This window comes from Mesorhizobium sp. M1182 (assembly GCF_040318335.1).
Taxonomy (GTDB): Bacteria; Pseudomonadota; Alphaproteobacteria; order Rhizobiales; family Rhizobiaceae; genus Mesorhizobium.
Genome location: NZ_JAMYMD010000008.1, coordinates 199,209 through 214,729 on the forward strand (window position 1 = coordinate 199,209; position 15,521 = coordinate 214,729).

At 61.3% G+C, this 15,521-nt stretch carries 29 protein-coding genes; 1 reads left to right on the forward strand and 28 read right to left on the reverse strand.

The window, feature by feature from the left end; all coding sequences use genetic code 11:
* The first annotated feature begins 38 nt into the window (after window positions 1–38).
* Window positions 39–665: a hypothetical protein gene (locus tag NKH33_RS12965; RefSeq protein ID WP_352919821.1), complete on the forward strand. Its 627-nt coding sequence runs from the start codon at window positions 39–41 to the stop codon at window positions 663–665.
* Window positions 666–729: 64 nt separating this feature from the next.
* Here NKH33_RS12965 and rplQ read toward each other — a convergent pair whose 3' ends face one another.
* The 28 genes from rplQ to NKH33_RS13105 form a co-directional block, all read right to left on the reverse strand.
* Window positions 730–1,161, reverse strand: a complete 432-nt coding sequence (gene rplQ, locus NKH33_RS12970) for a 50S ribosomal protein L17 (protein WP_023675127.1) — start codon at window positions 1,159–1,161, stop codon at window positions 730–732.
* 116 nt (window positions 1,162–1,277) lie between these two features.
* On the reverse strand, window positions 1,278–2,288 hold the full coding sequence (locus NKH33_RS12975) for a DNA-directed RNA polymerase subunit alpha (protein WP_023675128.1): 1,011 nt from the start codon (window positions 2,286–2,288) through the stop codon (window positions 1,278–1,280).
* A gap of 104 nt (window positions 2,289–2,392) precedes the next feature.
* Window positions 2,393–2,782 carry a 30S ribosomal protein S11 gene (gene rpsK, locus NKH33_RS12980; protein WP_006205444.1) on the reverse strand — a complete coding sequence of 130 codons (390 nt, stop codon included), beginning with the start codon at window positions 2,780–2,782 and terminating at the stop codon, window positions 2,393–2,395.
* A gap of 139 nt (window positions 2,783–2,921) precedes the next feature.
* Window positions 2,922–3,290: a 30S ribosomal protein S13 gene (gene rpsM / locus NKH33_RS12985; RefSeq protein ID WP_006205445.1), complete on the reverse strand. Its 369-nt coding sequence runs from the start codon at window positions 3,288–3,290 to the stop codon at window positions 2,922–2,924.
* A gap of 198 nt (window positions 3,291–3,488) precedes the next feature.
* Window positions 3,489–4,100: an adenylate kinase gene (locus NKH33_RS12990; RefSeq protein ID WP_352471809.1), complete on the reverse strand. Its 612-nt coding sequence runs from the start codon at window positions 4,098–4,100 to the stop codon at window positions 3,489–3,491.
* Window positions 4,097–5,437: a preprotein translocase subunit SecY gene (gene secY, locus NKH33_RS12995; RefSeq protein ID WP_352471807.1), complete on the reverse strand. Its 1,341-nt coding sequence runs from the start codon at window positions 5,435–5,437 to the stop codon at window positions 4,097–4,099. The genes NKH33_RS12990 and secY overlap by 4 nt, the downstream gene beginning before the upstream one ends.
* 191 nt (window positions 5,438–5,628) lie before the next feature.
* Window positions 5,629–6,102 carry a 50S ribosomal protein L15 gene (gene rplO, locus NKH33_RS13000; RefSeq protein WP_292660428.1) on the reverse strand — a complete coding sequence of 158 codons (474 nt, stop codon included), beginning with the start codon at window positions 6,100–6,102 and terminating at the stop codon, window positions 5,629–5,631.
* A gap of 22 nt (window positions 6,103–6,124) precedes the next feature.
* On the reverse strand, window positions 6,125–6,322 hold the full coding sequence (gene rpmD / locus NKH33_RS13005) for a 50S ribosomal protein L30 (RefSeq protein ID WP_006205449.1): 198 nt from the start codon (window positions 6,320–6,322) through the stop codon (window positions 6,125–6,127).
* Between the two features lie 24 nt (window positions 6,323–6,346).
* A complete protein-coding gene (gene rpsE / locus NKH33_RS13010; RefSeq protein ID WP_006333394.1) occupies window positions 6,347–6,910 on the reverse strand; it encodes a 30S ribosomal protein S5 in 564 nt (187 codons plus the stop codon).
* A gap of 83 nt (window positions 6,911–6,993) precedes the next feature.
* Window positions 6,994–7,353, reverse strand: coding sequence for a 50S ribosomal protein L18 (gene rplR / locus NKH33_RS13015; protein WP_023675132.1), 360 nt, complete (start codon window positions 7,351–7,353; stop codon window positions 6,994–6,996).
* An 85-nt stretch (window positions 7,354–7,438) separates the two neighbouring features.
* Window positions 7,439–7,972 (reverse strand): 50S ribosomal protein L6, encoded by a 534-nt coding sequence (gene rplF, locus NKH33_RS13020; RefSeq protein WP_023675133.1) that lies wholly within the window; start codon window positions 7,970–7,972, stop codon window positions 7,439–7,441.
* Between the two features lie 89 nt (window positions 7,973–8,061).
* Window positions 8,062–8,460, reverse strand: a complete 399-nt coding sequence (gene rpsH / locus NKH33_RS13025; protein ID WP_006205453.1) for a 30S ribosomal protein S8 — start codon at window positions 8,458–8,460, stop codon at window positions 8,062–8,064.
* Window positions 8,461–8,472: 12 nt separating this feature from the next.
* A complete protein-coding gene (rpsN, locus tag NKH33_RS13030; RefSeq protein ID WP_352451046.1) occupies window positions 8,473–8,778 on the reverse strand; it encodes a 30S ribosomal protein S14 in 306 nt (101 codons plus the stop codon).
* 27 nt (window positions 8,779–8,805) lie between these two features.
* Window positions 8,806–9,384 (reverse strand): 50S ribosomal protein L5, encoded by a 579-nt coding sequence (gene rplE / locus NKH33_RS13035; protein WP_008875670.1) that lies wholly within the window; start codon window positions 9,382–9,384, stop codon window positions 8,806–8,808.
* The gene (gene rplX / locus NKH33_RS13040) at window positions 9,377–9,691 is read right to left on the reverse strand and encodes a 50S ribosomal protein L24 (protein ID WP_254817150.1); all 315 of its coding nucleotides are present in this window, start codon (window positions 9,689–9,691) and stop codon (window positions 9,377–9,379) included. Before rplX ends, rplE begins: the two co-directional genes overlap by 8 nt.
* A 12-nt stretch (window positions 9,692–9,703) precedes the next feature.
* A complete protein-coding gene (rplN, locus tag NKH33_RS13045; protein ID WP_006205457.1) occupies window positions 9,704–10,072 on the reverse strand; it encodes a 50S ribosomal protein L14 in 369 nt (122 codons plus the stop codon).
* 82 nt (window positions 10,073–10,154) lie between these two features.
* Complete coding sequence (gene rpsQ / locus NKH33_RS13050) at window positions 10,155–10,394, reverse strand: 30S ribosomal protein S17 (RefSeq protein WP_023675136.1); 240 nt, start codon at window positions 10,392–10,394, stop codon at window positions 10,155–10,157.
* An 11-nt stretch (window positions 10,395–10,405) separates the two neighbouring features.
* Complete coding sequence (gene rpmC, locus NKH33_RS13055; RefSeq protein ID WP_006205459.1) at window positions 10,406–10,606, reverse strand: 50S ribosomal protein L29; 201 nt, start codon at window positions 10,604–10,606, stop codon at window positions 10,406–10,408.
* Window positions 10,607–10,619: 13 nt separating this feature from the next.
* Entirely contained in the window at window positions 10,620–11,033 is a 414-nt protein-coding gene (gene rplP / locus NKH33_RS13060; RefSeq protein WP_006205460.1) for a 50S ribosomal protein L16, read from the reverse strand.
* 27 nt (window positions 11,034–11,060) lie between these two features.
* A complete protein-coding gene (gene rpsC, locus NKH33_RS13065; RefSeq protein ID WP_023675137.1) occupies window positions 11,061–11,786 on the reverse strand; it encodes a 30S ribosomal protein S3 in 726 nt (241 codons plus the stop codon).
* Complete coding sequence (gene rplV, locus NKH33_RS13070) at window positions 11,786–12,175, reverse strand: 50S ribosomal protein L22 (RefSeq protein WP_006205462.1); 390 nt, start codon at window positions 12,173–12,175, stop codon at window positions 11,786–11,788. Before rplV ends, rpsC begins: the two co-directional genes overlap by 1 nt.
* 2 nt (window positions 12,176–12,177) lie before the next feature.
* Window positions 12,178–12,456, reverse strand: a complete 279-nt coding sequence (gene rpsS / locus NKH33_RS13075) for a 30S ribosomal protein S19 (RefSeq protein WP_006205463.1) — start codon at window positions 12,454–12,456, stop codon at window positions 12,178–12,180.
* A 16-nt stretch (window positions 12,457–12,472) separates the two neighbouring features.
* Entirely contained in the window at window positions 12,473–13,306 is an 834-nt protein-coding gene (rplB, locus tag NKH33_RS13080) for a 50S ribosomal protein L2 (RefSeq protein WP_023675138.1), read from the reverse strand.
* A 22-nt stretch (window positions 13,307–13,328) separates the two neighbouring features.
* On the reverse strand, window positions 13,329–13,622 hold the full coding sequence (locus NKH33_RS13085) for a 50S ribosomal protein L23 (protein WP_023675139.1): 294 nt from the start codon (window positions 13,620–13,622) through the stop codon (window positions 13,329–13,331).
* Complete coding sequence (gene rplD, locus NKH33_RS13090; protein ID WP_023675140.1) at window positions 13,619–14,239, reverse strand: 50S ribosomal protein L4; 621 nt, start codon at window positions 14,237–14,239, stop codon at window positions 13,619–13,621. The genes NKH33_RS13085 and rplD overlap by 4 nt, the downstream gene beginning before the upstream one ends.
* Complete coding sequence (gene rplC / locus NKH33_RS13095) at window positions 14,239–14,967, reverse strand: 50S ribosomal protein L3 (RefSeq protein WP_352451050.1); 729 nt, start codon at window positions 14,965–14,967, stop codon at window positions 14,239–14,241. Before rplC ends, rplD begins: the two co-directional genes overlap by 1 nt.
* 96 nt (window positions 14,968–15,063) lie before the next feature.
* Window positions 15,064–15,372, reverse strand: coding sequence for a 30S ribosomal protein S10 (gene rpsJ, locus NKH33_RS13100; RefSeq protein ID WP_006205468.1), 309 nt, complete (start codon window positions 15,370–15,372; stop codon window positions 15,064–15,066).
* 63 nt (window positions 15,373–15,435) lie between these two features.
* The coding region (locus tag NKH33_RS13105; RefSeq protein WP_455749504.1) for an EF-Tu C-terminal domain-related protein at window positions 15,436–15,521 on the reverse strand (86 nt) is incomplete at its 5' end.

Below are 15,521 nucleotides of genomic sequence, written 5' to 3' on the forward strand. Positions count from 1 at the left end.
TTATAGGTCGAGGCGAAACCGGAAAGCCGTGTCGGCAAATGAAAAAACAGCTCGTTTCATTCCGTGATTTTTTGGTGACCGGCACTTTGGGGCCTGTTATCCCCGGCATGAAAATGATCGAAATTGCCGAAGCGTTCGGCGCGCCGGATGATTGGATCACCAAGTATGCCGAGACGATTCCCGTCTATTGGATATATGGTCAGCTCGAAGCTTCCTTTGATAACGAGCCGCCTCACAATCTGAATTGGTTTCAGATCGAACATGTGCATGCCATCCGCGGCAAGACCGAGCGCATAACCGACCAATTTGCTCTTTCAATGGATGGGTTCGACAGCAGAACAAAGCCATCGGAATTCCTGGCTGCAGGCCTGTGGACACCAGAAGAAGCTATGGTCTTCTACGTCGCATCGAGGAATGATATCGACCTGAACATCTGCGCGGGTCCCATTCAGATTCATTTCCGCGTTGATACCGACTTCATCGAAGATCGGGACGCCGAAAAATATCTGAACGGCGTGACTGTGTCCCAATTGATAAGCGATATCGATCACCGAACGGAGGTCGACAGTATTTATTCCTATTCGCATCCCGCAATCGAGCAAATAACAAAGGCGATTGATTGGAAGTCAATAAGCGGAAGAAACTACCTCAACTTTGCTCGGTAAGAGGCAGCCACCCCAATGAAAAAGGGGCCGCAGGCCCCTTAAACTCACTCAGAAAAACCAAGCCTTATGCGGCTGCGGCTTCCTCTTCGGTGCCTTCGGCCTCGATGCGGGCACGGTCGCCGGCGCCCTTGGCCGAGGTGTCGCGGTCGACGAATTCGATGACCGCCATTGCGGCATTGTCACCGTGGCGGAAGCCGGCCTTCATGATGCGCAGATAGCCGCCGTTGCGGGTGGCGTAGCGCGGCGCGATGGTATCGAACAGGCGCTTGACGACGCCTTCATTGCCGATCTGGGCAATAACCTGGCGGCGGGCGTGCAGGTCGCCGCGCTTGCCGAGCGTCACCAGCTTTTCGACGATCGGACGCAAATCCTTCGCCTTCGGCAGCGTGGTGAGGATCTGCTCGTGCTCGATAAGCGACACGGCAAGGTTGGCAAACATCGACTTGCGATGGCTTATGCTGCGGGCGAACCGGCGGCCTTTAAATCCGTGGCGCATGGCTCTTCTCCTTCATTGCGGTTTCAAGAGGCCTGAGCCTCAGTTGGTTAGCCGCATGATCTTGTCCGAAAAGTCTGCAACTTTTTGCTGCGCTGACCTTCGGTTCGGGATCATGCTTAATATTGATCTTCGTAACGCTTGGCGAGGTCTTCGATGTTTTCCGGCGGCCAGTCCGGCACTTCCATGCCGAGATGAAGGCCCATCGCCGCCAGGACTTCCTTGATCTCGTTCAGCGATTTGCGGCCGAAGTTCGGGGTGCGCAGCATCTCGGCTTCGGTCTTCTGGATCAGATCGCCGATATAGACGATGTTATCGTTCTTCAGGCAGTTGGCCGAACGCACCGAAAGCTCGAGTTCGTCGACCTTCTTGAGCAGCGCCGGGTTGAAGGCAAGCTCGGTAACCTGTTCGGCAGCGACTTCCTTCTGCGGCTCGTCGAAATTGACGAACAGGCCGAGCTGGTCCTGCAGGATGCGAGCGGCGAAGGCCACCGCGTCCTCGCCCGAAATCGAACCGTCGGTCTCGATGGTCATGGTCAGCTTGTCATAGTCGAGAACCTGGCCCTCGCGGGTGTTCTCGACCTTGTAGGAGACCTTCTTGACCGGCGAATATAGGCTGTCGACGGGGATCAGCCCGATCGGCGCGTCCTCGGCGCGGTTACGGTCGGCCGGCACATAGCCCTTGCCGGTATCGACGGTGAATTCCATGCGGATTTCAGCGCCTTCGTCCAACGTGCAGATGACGTGGTCGGGATTGAGGATCTCGACGTCGCCGACCGTCTGGATGTCGCCGGCGAGAACCGCGCCCGGTCCCTGCTTGCGGACGACCATGCGCTTGGGGCCGTCGCCTTCCATGCGGATGGCGATTTCCTTGATGTTCAAAACGATGTCGGTCACGTCCTCGCGGACGCCGGCGATGGACGAGAATTCATGCAGAACGCCGTCGATCTGCACGGCGGTTACAGCCGCGCCACGCAGCGAAGACAGAAGCACGCGGCGCAGCGCGTTGCCTAGGGTGAGGCCGAAGCCGCGCTCGAGCGGCTCGGCGACCAGCGTGGTCAGCGTCTTCTTCTTCGACGAGAACTCGATCTTGTTCGGCTTGATCAGTTCTTGCCAATTTTTCTGGATCATAGTGCTTTCCTTCCGTTGTCCCGCCACCATCCAATCGTGGCGGGCGACCTGGAATGCCGTGGAGGAGCGCCCTTGAGGCGCTCGCGCGGCGTTCGGTAAATTCTTTAGACGCGGCGCTTCTTGCGCGGACGGCAGCCGTTGTGCGGGATCGGCGTCACATCACGGATCGAGGTGATGGTGAACCCTGCTGCCTGCAGTGCGCGCAACGCCGATTCACGACCGGAGCCGGGTCCACAGACCTCGACCTCGAGCATGCGCATGCCGTGTTCCTGAGCCTTCTTGGCAACATCTTCGGCAGCCATCTGGGCAGCGAAAGGGGTCGACTTGCGCGATCCCTTGAAGCCTTGTGCTCCGGCCGACGACCAGGCAATCGAATTGCCCTGTGCGTCGGTGATGGTGATCATCGTGTTGTTGAAGGTCGAATTGACGTGGGCAACGCCCGACGAGATATTCTTGCGTTCGCGACGGCGAACACGAGCGGCTTCCTTGGCCATGATAGTCCTTTCAGTTGATCTCTACACCGCCGTAATGCCAGCGGCTCCACCAGGGAGAAGGCAGTAGGGGAATATGGCAGTAGGGCAGTATGTCTGCCGTCCCTATTGCCTTACTGCCCTACCCCCTTACTGCCCTAAATTACTTCTTCTTTCCGGCAATCGACTTGGCCGGGCCCTTACGGGTGCGCGCATTGGTGTGCGTGCGCTGGCCACGAACCGGCAGCGAGCGACGGTGACGCAGGCCGCGGTAGCAGCCGAGGTCCATGAGCCGCTTGATGTTCATCGACACTTCGCGGCGCAGGTCGCCCTCGACCTGGTAGTCGCGGTCGATGGTCTCGCGGATCTGCAGCACTTCCGCGTCGGTCAGTTGGTTGACGCGGCGCTCGGCCGGGATGCCGACCTTGTCGACGATCTCCTGGGCGAACTTCTTGCCAATGCCGTGAATGTATTGAAGCGCAATGACAACGCGCTTGTTGGTCGGAATGTTGACGCCGGCTATACGAGCCATGTTCTTCTCTTCTCCATATAGGCCGGGCGAGCCGGCGCTTCAAGTTGCCCCGCGTCCGGTGGAGGCCGGCCCTTGCGGGAGTTTCCAGTTCAAAGCGGCCTGCCTTGCCCTTGCGGACAAGCAAGCCTCATGCCTGATAGGAAGACGGGCCGCCATACCCCAGCGGACCGCTCCAGTCAAGCGCAATCGTTCGATTCTCTAGCCGGCCGCCTGGCCAACCCGCCGGGTCGTCGCCCTGAGCACCGCCTCGATCTGCTGCGTCACCGCATCGATGTCGGCCATGCCATCGACGCCCCTGAGTTTACCCTTGGCGTAGTAGTAGCCGATCAGCGGCGAGGTTTTCTTGTAATATTCCCTCAAGCGTTCTTCGAACACCGCTGGACTGTCGTCCTTGCGCACCGGCAGGCCTGCGGCCTTGGCTTCTTCGGCGCGCTTGACGATTCGGCCAACCAGCGCCTTGTCATCGACGACAAATTCGATGACCGCATCTAGCTCCAGTCCGCGATCCGACAGCATTTCCTCAACGGCGTCCGCTTGCACCAGAGTTCGGGGATACCCGTCAAGGATGAAGCCGTTTGCGCAATCAGCTTGATCGATGCGCTCGGCCACAATGGCGTTGACGATAGCGTCGGACACCAGTTCGCCAGCGTCCATCACCGCTTTGGCGCGCTTGCCGACTTCGGTGCCGGCCTGGACAGCAGCACGCAGCATGTCCCCCGTGGAAAGCTGTGGGATGCCGTGTCGTTCTACCAGTCTCAGTGCTTGTGTCCCCTTGCCCGCCCCCGGCGGTCCAAGCAATATCAACCTCATCTGGCCTTTTTCCCCCCGCGCAGCTTCGACTTCTTGATCAGGCCCTCATACTGGTGCGCGATCAGGTGACCCTGAATCTGCGCCACCGTATCGAGCGTTACACTGACCACGATCAGGAGCGAAGTGCCACCAAGGTAGAACGGTACGCCAGTCGCTGAAATCAGGAACTCGGGCAGCAGACACACCAGCACCAGATAGATGGCGCCGACGACTGTGATGCGGGTGAGCACATAGTCAATATAATCCGCGGTACGCTCGCCCGGGCGATAGCCCGGGATGAAGCCCGAATGCTTCTTCAATTGGTCCGCGGTGTCCTTCGGGTTGAAGACGATCGCCGTGTAGAAGAAGGCGAAGAACACGATCATCGCCGCGTAGAAGGCCATGTAGAGCGGCTGGCCATGACCGAGCGACGCCAGGATGGTGCTGGCCCAAGCGGGCATGTTCGTTGTCTGCGAGAAACCGGCGACGGTCGCCGGCAGCAGCAATAGCGACGAAGCGAAGATCGGCGGAATGACGCCGGATGTGTTGAGCTTCAGCGGCAGATGCGAGGTATCGCCCTGGAACATGCGATTGCCGACCTGGCGCTTGGGGTACTGAATCAGCAGGCGGCGCTGGGCGCGCTCGAAAAAGACGATCAGGCCGATAACGATAATGGCGAGCACGATGATCGCCAGGATCAGGCCGGTCGACAGCGCTCCGGTGCGGCCTAGCTCCAAGGTACCGGAGATGGCGCGCGGCAGGCCGGCGACAATGCCGGAGAAGATGATCAGCGAAATGCCGTTGCCGATGCCGCGGGCGGTGATCTGCTCGCCGAGCCACATCAGAAACATGGTGCCGCCGACCAGCGTGACGACGGTCGAGATGCGGAAAAAGATGCCGGGATCGTTGACGATGCCGTTTCCGCCCTCGAGCCCGACCGAAATGCCGTAGGCCTGGACCAACGCCAGAAGCACGGTCCCGTAGCGCGTATACTGGTTGATAATCTTGCGGCCCTGCTCGCCTTCCTTCTTCAGCGCTTCCAGCGACGGAATGACCGAGGTCATCAGCTGCATGATGATGGAGGCGGAGATATAGGGCATGATGCCGAGGGCAAAGATCGCCATGCGCTGCACGGCACCGCCTGCAAACATATTGAACATGCCAAGCACGCCCTTGCTCTGCGACGAGAAGGCGTGGGCAAAGGCGTCCGGATTGATGCCGGGCAGCGGGATATAGGTGCCAAGACGGTAGACGAGCAGCGCGCCGATGGTGAACCAGATGCGCTTCTTCAGATCCTCGGCCTTGGCGAAGGCCGAAAAATTCAGATTCGAGGCTAGTTGTTCAGCAGCCGAAGCCATGCCTGATTCTCCGCTTGGTCACGCTCGATGCCCGCAGCTCAGGCGGCGCGTGTCACCGAAACTCACGAGATAAGCTCCGGACTGCAAACATGCAAGCGGCCGCGTTGATGCGGCCGTCACATCTGTCGGATCAAAGCACGACCGCAGGCAAAACCGAATTCCACCTTTGCCGGCCGTGCTTCAAATTGCCGTTACTCGGCGGCTGCCTTCTCAGGCAGCTTCACCGAGCCGCCGGCCTTTTCGATCTTCTCGATCGCGGCCTTGGAGGCTCCGGCTACGTCGAAGGCAAGCTTGGCCTTGATGTCGCCGTCTGAAAGGATGCGCACGCCGTCCTTGACGCGACGGATGACGCCAGCCGCAACCAGCGCCTCGGCCGTTACAACTGTCTTGGCGTCGAGCTTCTTGGCATCGAGCGCCGCCTGGATGCGGGCCAGCGACACGACGGTGAAGCTCTTGGCGAAGATATTGTTGAAGCCGCGCTTCGGCAGGCGGCGGTAGAGCGGCATCTGGCCACCCTCGAAGCCGTTGACGGCGACGCCGGAGCGCGCCTTCTGGCCCTTGACGCCGCGACCGGCGGTCTTGCCCGAACCGGAACCGATGCCACGGCCGAGACGCTTCTTGGAGTGCGTCGCGCCGTCCTTGTCACGCAGATCATTGAGTTTCATCTGGGTTCTCCTGCGCTCTGGTTCAGCCCTCGTCCACGACGCGGACGAGATGCTGGACGGCAGCGATCATGCCGCGCACCGAGGGCGTATCCTCCAGCGTGCGCTGCTTGTGCATCTTGTTGAGGCCGAGGCCGACCAGCGTTGCGCGCTGCTCCTTCGGCCGGCGGATCGGCGAACCGATCTGCTCGACGGTGATGGTCTTGGTTGCTTTCTTGGCCATGGTCAAATCCCTGGTCAGCGTCGACTATTCTTCAGCCGCAACGGCGGTGCCGCGGCGGGCCTGAAGAGTCGAGTACTTGATGCCGCGCGCAGCAGCCACATCCTTCGGATGCATCTGGCTCTTCAGCGCGTCGAACGTGGCGCGAACCATGTTGTAGGGGTTCGAAGAACCCATCGACTTGGCGACCACGTCATGCATGCCGAGCGTTTCGAAAACGGCGCGCATCGGGCCGCCGGCGATGATGCCGGTACCTTGCTTGGCGGCGCGCAGCAGAACGCGCCCCGCGCCCCAGCGTCCCTCGACGTCGTGGTGCAGCGTGCGGCCTGAGCGCAGCGGCACGAAGATCATGTCGCGCTTGGCCGATTCGGTCGCCTTACGGATCGCCTCCGGCACTTCGCGCGCCTTGCCGTGGCCGAAGCCGACGCGGCCCTTCTGGTCGCCGACGACAACAAGTGCCGCAAAGCCGAAGCGCCGGCCGCCCTTGACGACTTTGGCGACACGGTTGATGTGGACAAGCTTGTCGACCATGCCGTCGTCGCGCTCTTCGCGATCACGGCCGCGGCCGCCATCCCTACGTTCCTGTGCCATATCCTGTTCCTTGTTTTTTTCCGGAAGCACGGTTGATGATGATATCCGGCGCCTCTGTGGGTCGCCGGGGGCGAATTTCGTTTTTAGAAGCTCAGACCACCTTCACGGGCAGCCTCGGCAAGCGCCTTGACACGGCCGTGGTAGATGTAGGCGCCGCGGTCGAAGACGACTTCCTTGACGCCGGCCTTCGAGGCACGCTCGGCGATCAGCTTGCCGATGGCAGCGGCCGCCGCCGTGTCGGCGCCGGTCTTGAGCGAACCCTTGAGCTCCTTCTCGAGCGTCGAAGCAGCCGCGATCGTGTGGCCCTTGGCGTCATCGATCACCTGGACGTAGATGTTCTTCGATGTGCGATGGACCGACAAGCGCGGACGATCGCCGGCAACCTTCTTGATCTGGCGGCGGACGCGCTGAGCGCGGCGTTGGGTGGATTCTTTCGAGCCCATGCTATCAGTTCCTTGCCTTCAAAAAACGGGGGCAACCATATGCGGTAGGACAAGCCTCCCGCGACCGCTCCCCGCGGCGTTAAAATTACTTCTTCTTGCCTTCCTTGCGGACGATCTTCTCGCCAGCATAGCGGACACCCTTGCCCTTGTAGGGCTCGGGGCTGCGATACTCGCGGATCTCGGCGGCAACCTGGCCGACCTGCTGCTTATCGATGCCGGTCACCGTGATTTCCGTCGGCTTCGGCACCGAAATCGTCACGCCCTGCGGCGTCTCGTAGACGACGTCATGGCTGAAGCCGAGCGCCAGCTGCAGGTTCTTGCCCTGCATGGCGGCACGATAGCCGACGCCGGTGATCTCGAGCTTCTTTTCGAAGCCGTCCTTGACGCCCTGCAGGATGTTGACGATCTGCGTGCGTGACATGCCCCACTTGGAACGGGCAGTCTTGGTCTGGTCGCGCGGCTGGACAGCGATCTCGCTGCCTTCCATCTTGACCAGCACTTCGTCGTTCACCACGAACTTCAGCTCGCCCTTCGGACCCTTCGCCGTCACGGTCTGGCCGTTGACGGTCGCGGTCACGCCCTGCGGCAGCGAAACGGGTTTCTTTCCAATACGAGACATTTTGTTGTCCTCGTCACTTCTCTTGTTTCAGGTCTCGGCTTTCGGGACTAGATCCCGAAAACCTGTTTCCAACCGGGTCACATACCAGATCAGAAGATCTGGCAGAGGATTTCCCCGCCGACATTCTGTTCACGCGCTTCGTGGTCGGCCATCACGCCCTTCGGCGTCGAAAGGATGGCGATGCCGAGGCCGTTGGCGACGTGCGGTATCGACTTGGCCGAAACGTAGACGCGGCGGCCGGGCTTCGAGACCCGAGCGATTTCGCGCACCACCGGCGCACCATCGAAATACTTCAGCTCGATCTCGATTTCGGACTTGCCGTTGTCGAAGTCGGTCTGGCTGTAGTCGCGGATATAGCCTTCCGCCTTCAGCACGTCGAGGACGCGGGTACGCAGGCGCGAGGCCGGCGTCGAAACGCTCGACTTCTTGCGGCCATATGCGTTGCGGATGCGGGTCAGCATATCGCCGAGAGGATCGCTCAATGACATGTTATGTCCTCCTTACCAGCTCGACTTGACCAGGCCCGGGATCTGGCCGTTATTGCCGAGATCACGAAGCGCGATACGCGATACTTTGAGCTTGCGATAATAGGCACGCGGACGTCCGGTGACTTCGCAGCGGTTGCGGATGCGGGTCTTGGCCGAGTTGCGCGGCAGCGCCGAAAGCTTCAGCTGGGCGCGGAAGCGCTCTTCCATCGGCTTGGACTGATCCATGATGATCGCCTTGAGCACCTCGCGCTTGGCAGCGAACTGGTCCGCAAGCTTGCGGCGCCTGTTGTTCTTCTCGACTGAGCTGGTCTTTGCCATTTCAGATTTTTCCTTTTCTCGCTGCCGTTACTGGCGGAAGGGGAAGTTGAAGGCCTTGAGCAATGCCCTGGCTTCGTCGTCCGTCTTCGCAGTCGTACAAACGATGACGTCCATGCCCCAGATCTGATCAACCTTGTCGTAGTTGATCTCCGGAAACACGATGTGTTCCTTGATGCCCATGGCATAGTTGCCACGGCCATCGAAGCTCTTCGGATTAAGTCCGCGGAAGTCGCGGACGCGCGGCAGTGCGATGTTCACGAGGCGGTCGAGGAACTCGTACATGCGTTCCTTGCGCAGCGTGACCTTGGCGCCGATCGGCATCTTCTCGCGGACCTTGAAGCCGGCGATCGAGTTGCGGGCGCGGGTGACGACGGCCTTCTGGCCGGCGATCATCGCAAGGTCTTCCGCCGCGATCGAAGGCTTCTTCGAATCGCCGGTCGCCTCGCCGACGCCCATGTTCAGCACGATCTTGTCGATGCGCGGAACCTGCATCTCGTTCTCGTAGCCGAACTGCTCCTGCAGCGCCTTGCGGATGGTCTCGTTGTAGACCTGCTTGAGGCGCGGCGTGTTCTGGGCAGTTGCCTGCTTGGTTTGAGCCTTAGCCATTGATGACTTCTCCCGAGCGCTTGGCGACGCGCACCTTCTTGCCGTCCTTCTGGAAGATGAAGCCGACGCGGGTCGGCTTGCCATCCTTGGGGTCGGCCAGCGCGATGTTCGACAGCTGGATCGGCGCTTCCTTGGTGATGATCCCGCCCTCTTGGGACTGGGACTGCTTCTGGTGACGACGGATCAGGTTGACGCCGCGCACCAGCGCGGTGTCGTCCTTCGGCTGTACCGAGAGGACTTCGCCCGAACGGCCCTTGTCCTTGCCGGCCAGCACGACGACCTTGTCGCCTTTTCTAATCTTCTGCATTGGTCCGGCTCCTTACAGCACTTCAGGCGCGAGCGAGATGATCTTCATGTGGTTCTTGGCGCGGAGTTCGCGCGGAACCGGTCCGAAGATACGCGTGCCGATCGGCTCTTTCTTGTTGTCGACGAGAACGGCTGCGTTCTTGTCGAAACGGATCACGCTGCCGTCCGGGCGGCGGATGTCCTTGGCCGTGCGAACCACGACCGCCTTCATCACATCGCCCTTCTTGACGCGGCCGCGCGGGATGGCTTCCTTGATCGACACCACGATGATGTCGCCCACGGAAGCGTATTTCCGCTTCGAGCCGCCCAGCACCTTGATGCACATGACACGACGGGCGCCGGAATTATCCGCGACGTCGAGGTTTGTTTGCATCTGAATCATGACTGGCCGCCTTCTTCTTTTCTAACGGGACGGGTTTCTCACCCCTCCCCGGTCTGTCCAAAATTCGTTTCGTTGGCCCTGATCAGGCCTGGTCCGAAGACACCACGACCCAGCGCTTGTCCTTGGAAATCGGCTTCGATTCCTGGATGAACACCTGATCGCCGACCTTGTGGGCGTTGTTCTCGTCGTGCGCCTTGTACTTCTTGGTCATGCGCACGGTCTTCTTCATCACGGGATGCGTGAAGCGCCGTTCGACCTTGACGACAACCGTCTTCTCGTTCTTGTCGCTGACGACGGTGCCCTGCAGAATGCGCTTTGGCATGGTTTTCGTCCTTAAGCCTTCTTGGCCGCGGACTTTTCCGCAGCGATGGTCTTGATACGCGCAATGTCCTTGCGGACCTGCCTCACGCGCGCGGTCTTCTCAAGCTGGCCGGTGGCCTTCTGGAAGCGCAGGTTGAACTGCTCCTTCTTCAGGCTGGCCAGGTCGTCGGTCAGCTGGTCCTGGGTCTTGGTCCGGATGTCTTCGGCTTTCATGATCAGCCCGTCCTTATTCTGCGATGCGCTGTACGAAGCGCGTCCTGACCGAGAGCTTGGCCGCGCCGAGACGCAGCGCCTCACGGGCGGTTTCCTCGTTGACGCCGTCGATCTCGAACATGATGCGGCCCGGCTTGACGCGTGCCGCCCAGTAGTCGACCGCGCCCTTGCCCTTACCCATACGGACTTCGGTCGGCTTCGACGTCACCGGCACGTCCGGGAAGATACGGATCCACACGCGGCCGGCACGCTTCATCTCGCGGGTGATCGCGCGGCGGGCCGCCTCGATCTCACGCGCGGTGACGCGGTTCGGCTCAAGCGCCTTCAGCCCGAAACCACCGAAATCCAGGTTGGTGCCGCCCTTGGCGGTACCGTGGATGCGGCCCTTGAACTGCTTGCGGAACTTTGTGCGCTTTGGCTGCAGCATCGTTCTAACTCCAAATTCCTAAATGTCTTACGCGTTTTCGCGACGGCGACCGCGTTCGCGCTCACCACCACCGCCATGCGCATGATCGCCCTCGGTGGCGCGGCGCTCCGAAGCCATCGGGTCGTGCTCGAGGATTTCGCCCTTGAACACCCAGACCTTGACGCCGCAGATGCCGTAGGCCGTATTCGCCTCGGCCGTGCCGTAGTCGACGTCGGCACGCAGCGTATGCAGCGGCACGCGGCCTTCGCGATACCATTCCATGCGCGCGATCTCGGCGCCGCCGAGACGGCCGGCGCAGTTGATGCGGATGCCTTCGGCACCGAGGCGCATCGCCGACTGCACGGCACGCTTCATGGCGCGGCGGAACGCGATGCGGCGCTCGAGCTGCTGGGCGATCGACTGGGCGACCAAGGTCGCGTCGATCTCCGGCTTGCGCACTTCGACGATGTTCAGATGCGTCTCGGACTTGGTCATCTCCATGAGCTTCTTGCGAAGTTTCTCGATGTCGGCGCCCTTCTTGCCGATGATCAGGCCCGGACGCGCCGCATGGATGGTGACGCGGCACTTCTTGTGCGGACGCTCGATCACGACTTTCGAGATCGCAGCCTGCTTGAGTTCCTTCTCAAGATATTTGCGGATCTTGATGTCCTCGTGCAGCAGCTTGCCGTACTCGCCGGTGTTCGCGAACCAGCGCGAATCCCAGGTGCGGTTGATGCCGAGACGCAGACCGATCGGATTGACTTTCTGGCCCATTATGCGGCCTCCCCTTTTTCTTCGACTTCACGAACGACGATCGTGAGGTGCGAGAACGGCTTCTCGATACGGCTGGCGCGCCCACGGCCACGGGCATGGAACCGCTTCATGACGATCGACTTGCCGACATAGGCTTCCGCCACGATCAGCGCATCGACGTCGAGGTCGTGGTTGTTTTCCGCGTTGGCGATCGCCGATTCCAGCGTCTTCTTGACCGTGCCGGAAATCCGCTTGGCCGAGAATTCGAGGTCGGAAAGCGCTGTCGCGACCTTCTTGCCGCGGATCAGCGCGGCAACCAGGTTCAGCTTCTGCGGGCTGATACGGATCGTGCGCAACACGGCGCGCGCTTCGTTGTCAGCAAGCCTGCGCGGAGCTTTGGCCTTGCCCATGATTATTTCCTCTTCGCCTTCTTATCCGCGCCGTGACCGTAATAGGTCCGGGTCGGAGCGAATTCACCGAACTTGTGACCGACCATGTCCTCGTTCACCGAGACGGGAACGTGCTTCTGGCCGTTGTAGACACCGAAGGTGAAGCCGACGAACTGCGGCAGGATGGTGGAGCGGCGGCTCCACATCTTGATCACCTCATTGCGACCACCTTCACGAACCTTGTCCACCTTCTTCAGAAGGTAGCCGTCGATGAAGGGGCCTTTCCAAATCGAACGAGTCACTTGGCGTTACCTCTTCTTAGCTCTTGCGCTGATGGCGCGAGCGCAGGATGAACTTGTCGGTCGCCTTGTTGGACCGCGTCTTCTTGCCCTTGGTCGGCTTGCCCCAGGGCGAAACCGGATGGCGGCCACCCGAGGTGCGGCCTTCGCCGCCGCCATGCGGATGGTCGACCGGGTTCATGGTCACGCCGCGATTGTGCGGACGTTTGCCGCGCCACACGGTGCGGCCTGCCTTGCCGTCATTGATGTTGCCGTGGTCCGGGTTGGACACGGCGCCGACAGTGGCCATGCAGGAGCCGTGGACGACACGCTGCTCGCCCGAATTGAGGCGCAGGATCGCCATGCCCTGGTCGCGGCCGACGAGCTGGCCATAACCGCCGGCCGAACGGGCAACCTGAGCGCCCTTGCCGGGCTTCAGCTCGATATTGTGGACGATCGTGCCGACCGGCATCGAGGCCAGCGGCATCGCATTGCCCGGCTTCACGTCGACCGATTCACCGGCCACGATCTTGTCGCCGGGAGCCAGACGCTGCGGGGCGATGATGTAGGACAGCTCGCCATCGTCATACTTGATCAGCGCGATGAAGGCGGTGCGGTTCGGATCGTACTCGATACGCTCGACCGTGCCGACGACGTCGAACTTGCGGCGCTTGAAGTCGATGATGCGGTAGGTGCGCTTGTGACCGCCGCCGATGAAGCGGGCTGTGATGCGGCCGTAATTGTTGCGGCCGCCCGACTTGGTCAGGCCCTCGGTCAGACCCTTGACGGGCTTGCCCTTGTAGAGGCCCGAGCGATCGACGATGACCAGCTGACGGGTGCTCGGCGTTACCGGGTTGAATTTTTTCAGTGCCATTGTTCTGTCCTCGCGACCTTGCTCAGAGACCCGTCGCGACGTCGATCGACTGGCCTTCGGCCAGCGTCACAACCGCCTTCTTGACGTCGCTCTGGCGGCCGATCGTGCCGCGGAAGCGCTTGATCTTGCCCTTGCGGACAAGCGTGTTCACGGCCATCACCTTGACGCCGAACAGCGCTTCGACGGCGGCCTTGATTTCCGGCTTCGACGCCTTCTTGGCGACGTTGAAGACGACCTGGTTCTGCTCGGAAGCCATGGTCGACTTTTCGGTGATCGCCGGCGAGACGATCACGTCGTAATGACGAAGGTCGGTCATTTGAAGCGCTCCTCGAGAGCCTCGACGGCGGCCTTGGAAAGGACCAGCGTGCCGCGGCGCAGAATGTCGTAGACGTTGATGCCCTGGATGGGCAGCACGTCGATGTTCGGGATGTTGGTCGCTGCCAGCTTGAAGTTCTTGTCAAGCTCGGCGCCGCCAATCACCAGGGCGTTGCTCAGGCCCAGCGTCGCGAAATTCGCGATCAGCGCCTTGGTCTTGGCCTCGGTCAGCTTCAGCTCGTCGATGATGATGATCGACGCGCTCTTGGCCTTGGCCGAAAGCGCATGCTTCAGGCCGAGCGCACGCACCTTCTTAGGCAGATCGTGCTCGTGGCTGCGCACGACCGGGCCATGGGCCTTGCCACCGCCGCGGAACTGCGGAGCGCGAGCCGAATGGTGACGGGCGCGGCCCGTACCCTTCTGCTTGTACATCTTGGCGCCGGTGCGGGCGATTTCCGCGCGACCCTTGGCCTTGTGCGTGCCCTGCTGCTTCTTGGCAAGCTGCCAGCGCACGACGCGCTGCAGGATGTCCTCACGCGGATCGAGGCCGAAAATCTCTTCGGAGAGCTTCAGCTTGCCGGCGTCCTTGCCGCCAAGCGTTGTAATCTTGAGGTCCATTATTCCGCTCCCTCTGTGGCCGGGGCCTCGTTCGTGGCGGCACCGTCAGTCGCAAGGGCGCGGATCGCGGCGGGCTTCGGCGCATTGGCCGGAAGCGCCACCTTGGCCGCGTCGCGGACCAGGATCCATGCACCCTTCGAACCCGGGACCGCACCGCGGATCAGGATCAGGCCGCGATCGGCGTCGGTCGAGACGACCTCGACATTCTGCGTGGTGACGCGGGTGTCGCCCATGTGGCCGGCCATATGCTTGCCCTTGAACACCTTGCCCGGATCCTGGCGCTGGCCGGTCGAGCCGTGTGTACGGTGCGACACCGAGTTGCCGTGCGTTGCGCGGCCGCCACCCATGTGGTGCCGCTTGATGACGCCCTGGAAGCCCTTGCCGATCGTGGTGCCCGTCACATCGACCTTCTGGCCGACGACGAAGTGCTCGACGGTGATCTCGGCGCCAACATCGATCATGTTGTCGGCAGAGACGCGAAACTCGGCAACCTTGGCCTTGGGCTCGACGGAAGCGGTCGCGAAATGGCCGCGCATCGCCTTCGACGTGTTCTTCACCTTGGCAAGGCCAACGCCGAGCTGGACGGCGGTATAGCCGTTCTTCTCCTGCGTGCGCTGCGCCACGACCTGGCAGTTCTCCATCTGGAGAACAGTGACGGGAACATGTTCCCCGGCATCGTTGTAGATGCGGGTCATTCCCACCTTCTTTGCAATCACACCTGAACGCATCGGTTCAATTCCTTTAGAGTTCCCTGTCGGGGCTGTCGCCCCTCCACGCCTCTTGTTCCTTCAGAGTTCCGGGTCGCCCCGCTGACCTCTGGTTCCTTAGAGCTTGATCTCGACGTCGACACCGGCGGCCAGGTCGAGCTTCATCAAAGCATCGACCGTCTGCGGGGTCGGGTCGACGATGTCGAGCAGACGCTTGTGCGTGCGCATCTCGAACTGCTCGCGGCTCTTCTTGTCGACGTGAGGCGACCGGTTGACCGTGAACTTTTCGATCCGCGTCGGCAGCGGAATGGGGCCGCGGACGTTGGCGCCGGTGCGCTTGGCGGTCGACACGATTTCCCGTGTCGAGGCGTCGAGCACCCGGTGATCAAACGCCTTCAGGCGGATGCGGATATTCTGTCCGTTCATGCGTCACTTCCTTGTTCTGGCGCGGCGCGGGCAGCGCCCGCGACAGATCGGTTTAAGTCCAAATTACTCTTTGATGGTGACGACGATGCCGGCACCGACGGTGCGGCCGCCTTCACGGATAGCGAAGCGCAGCTTCTCTTCCATGGCGA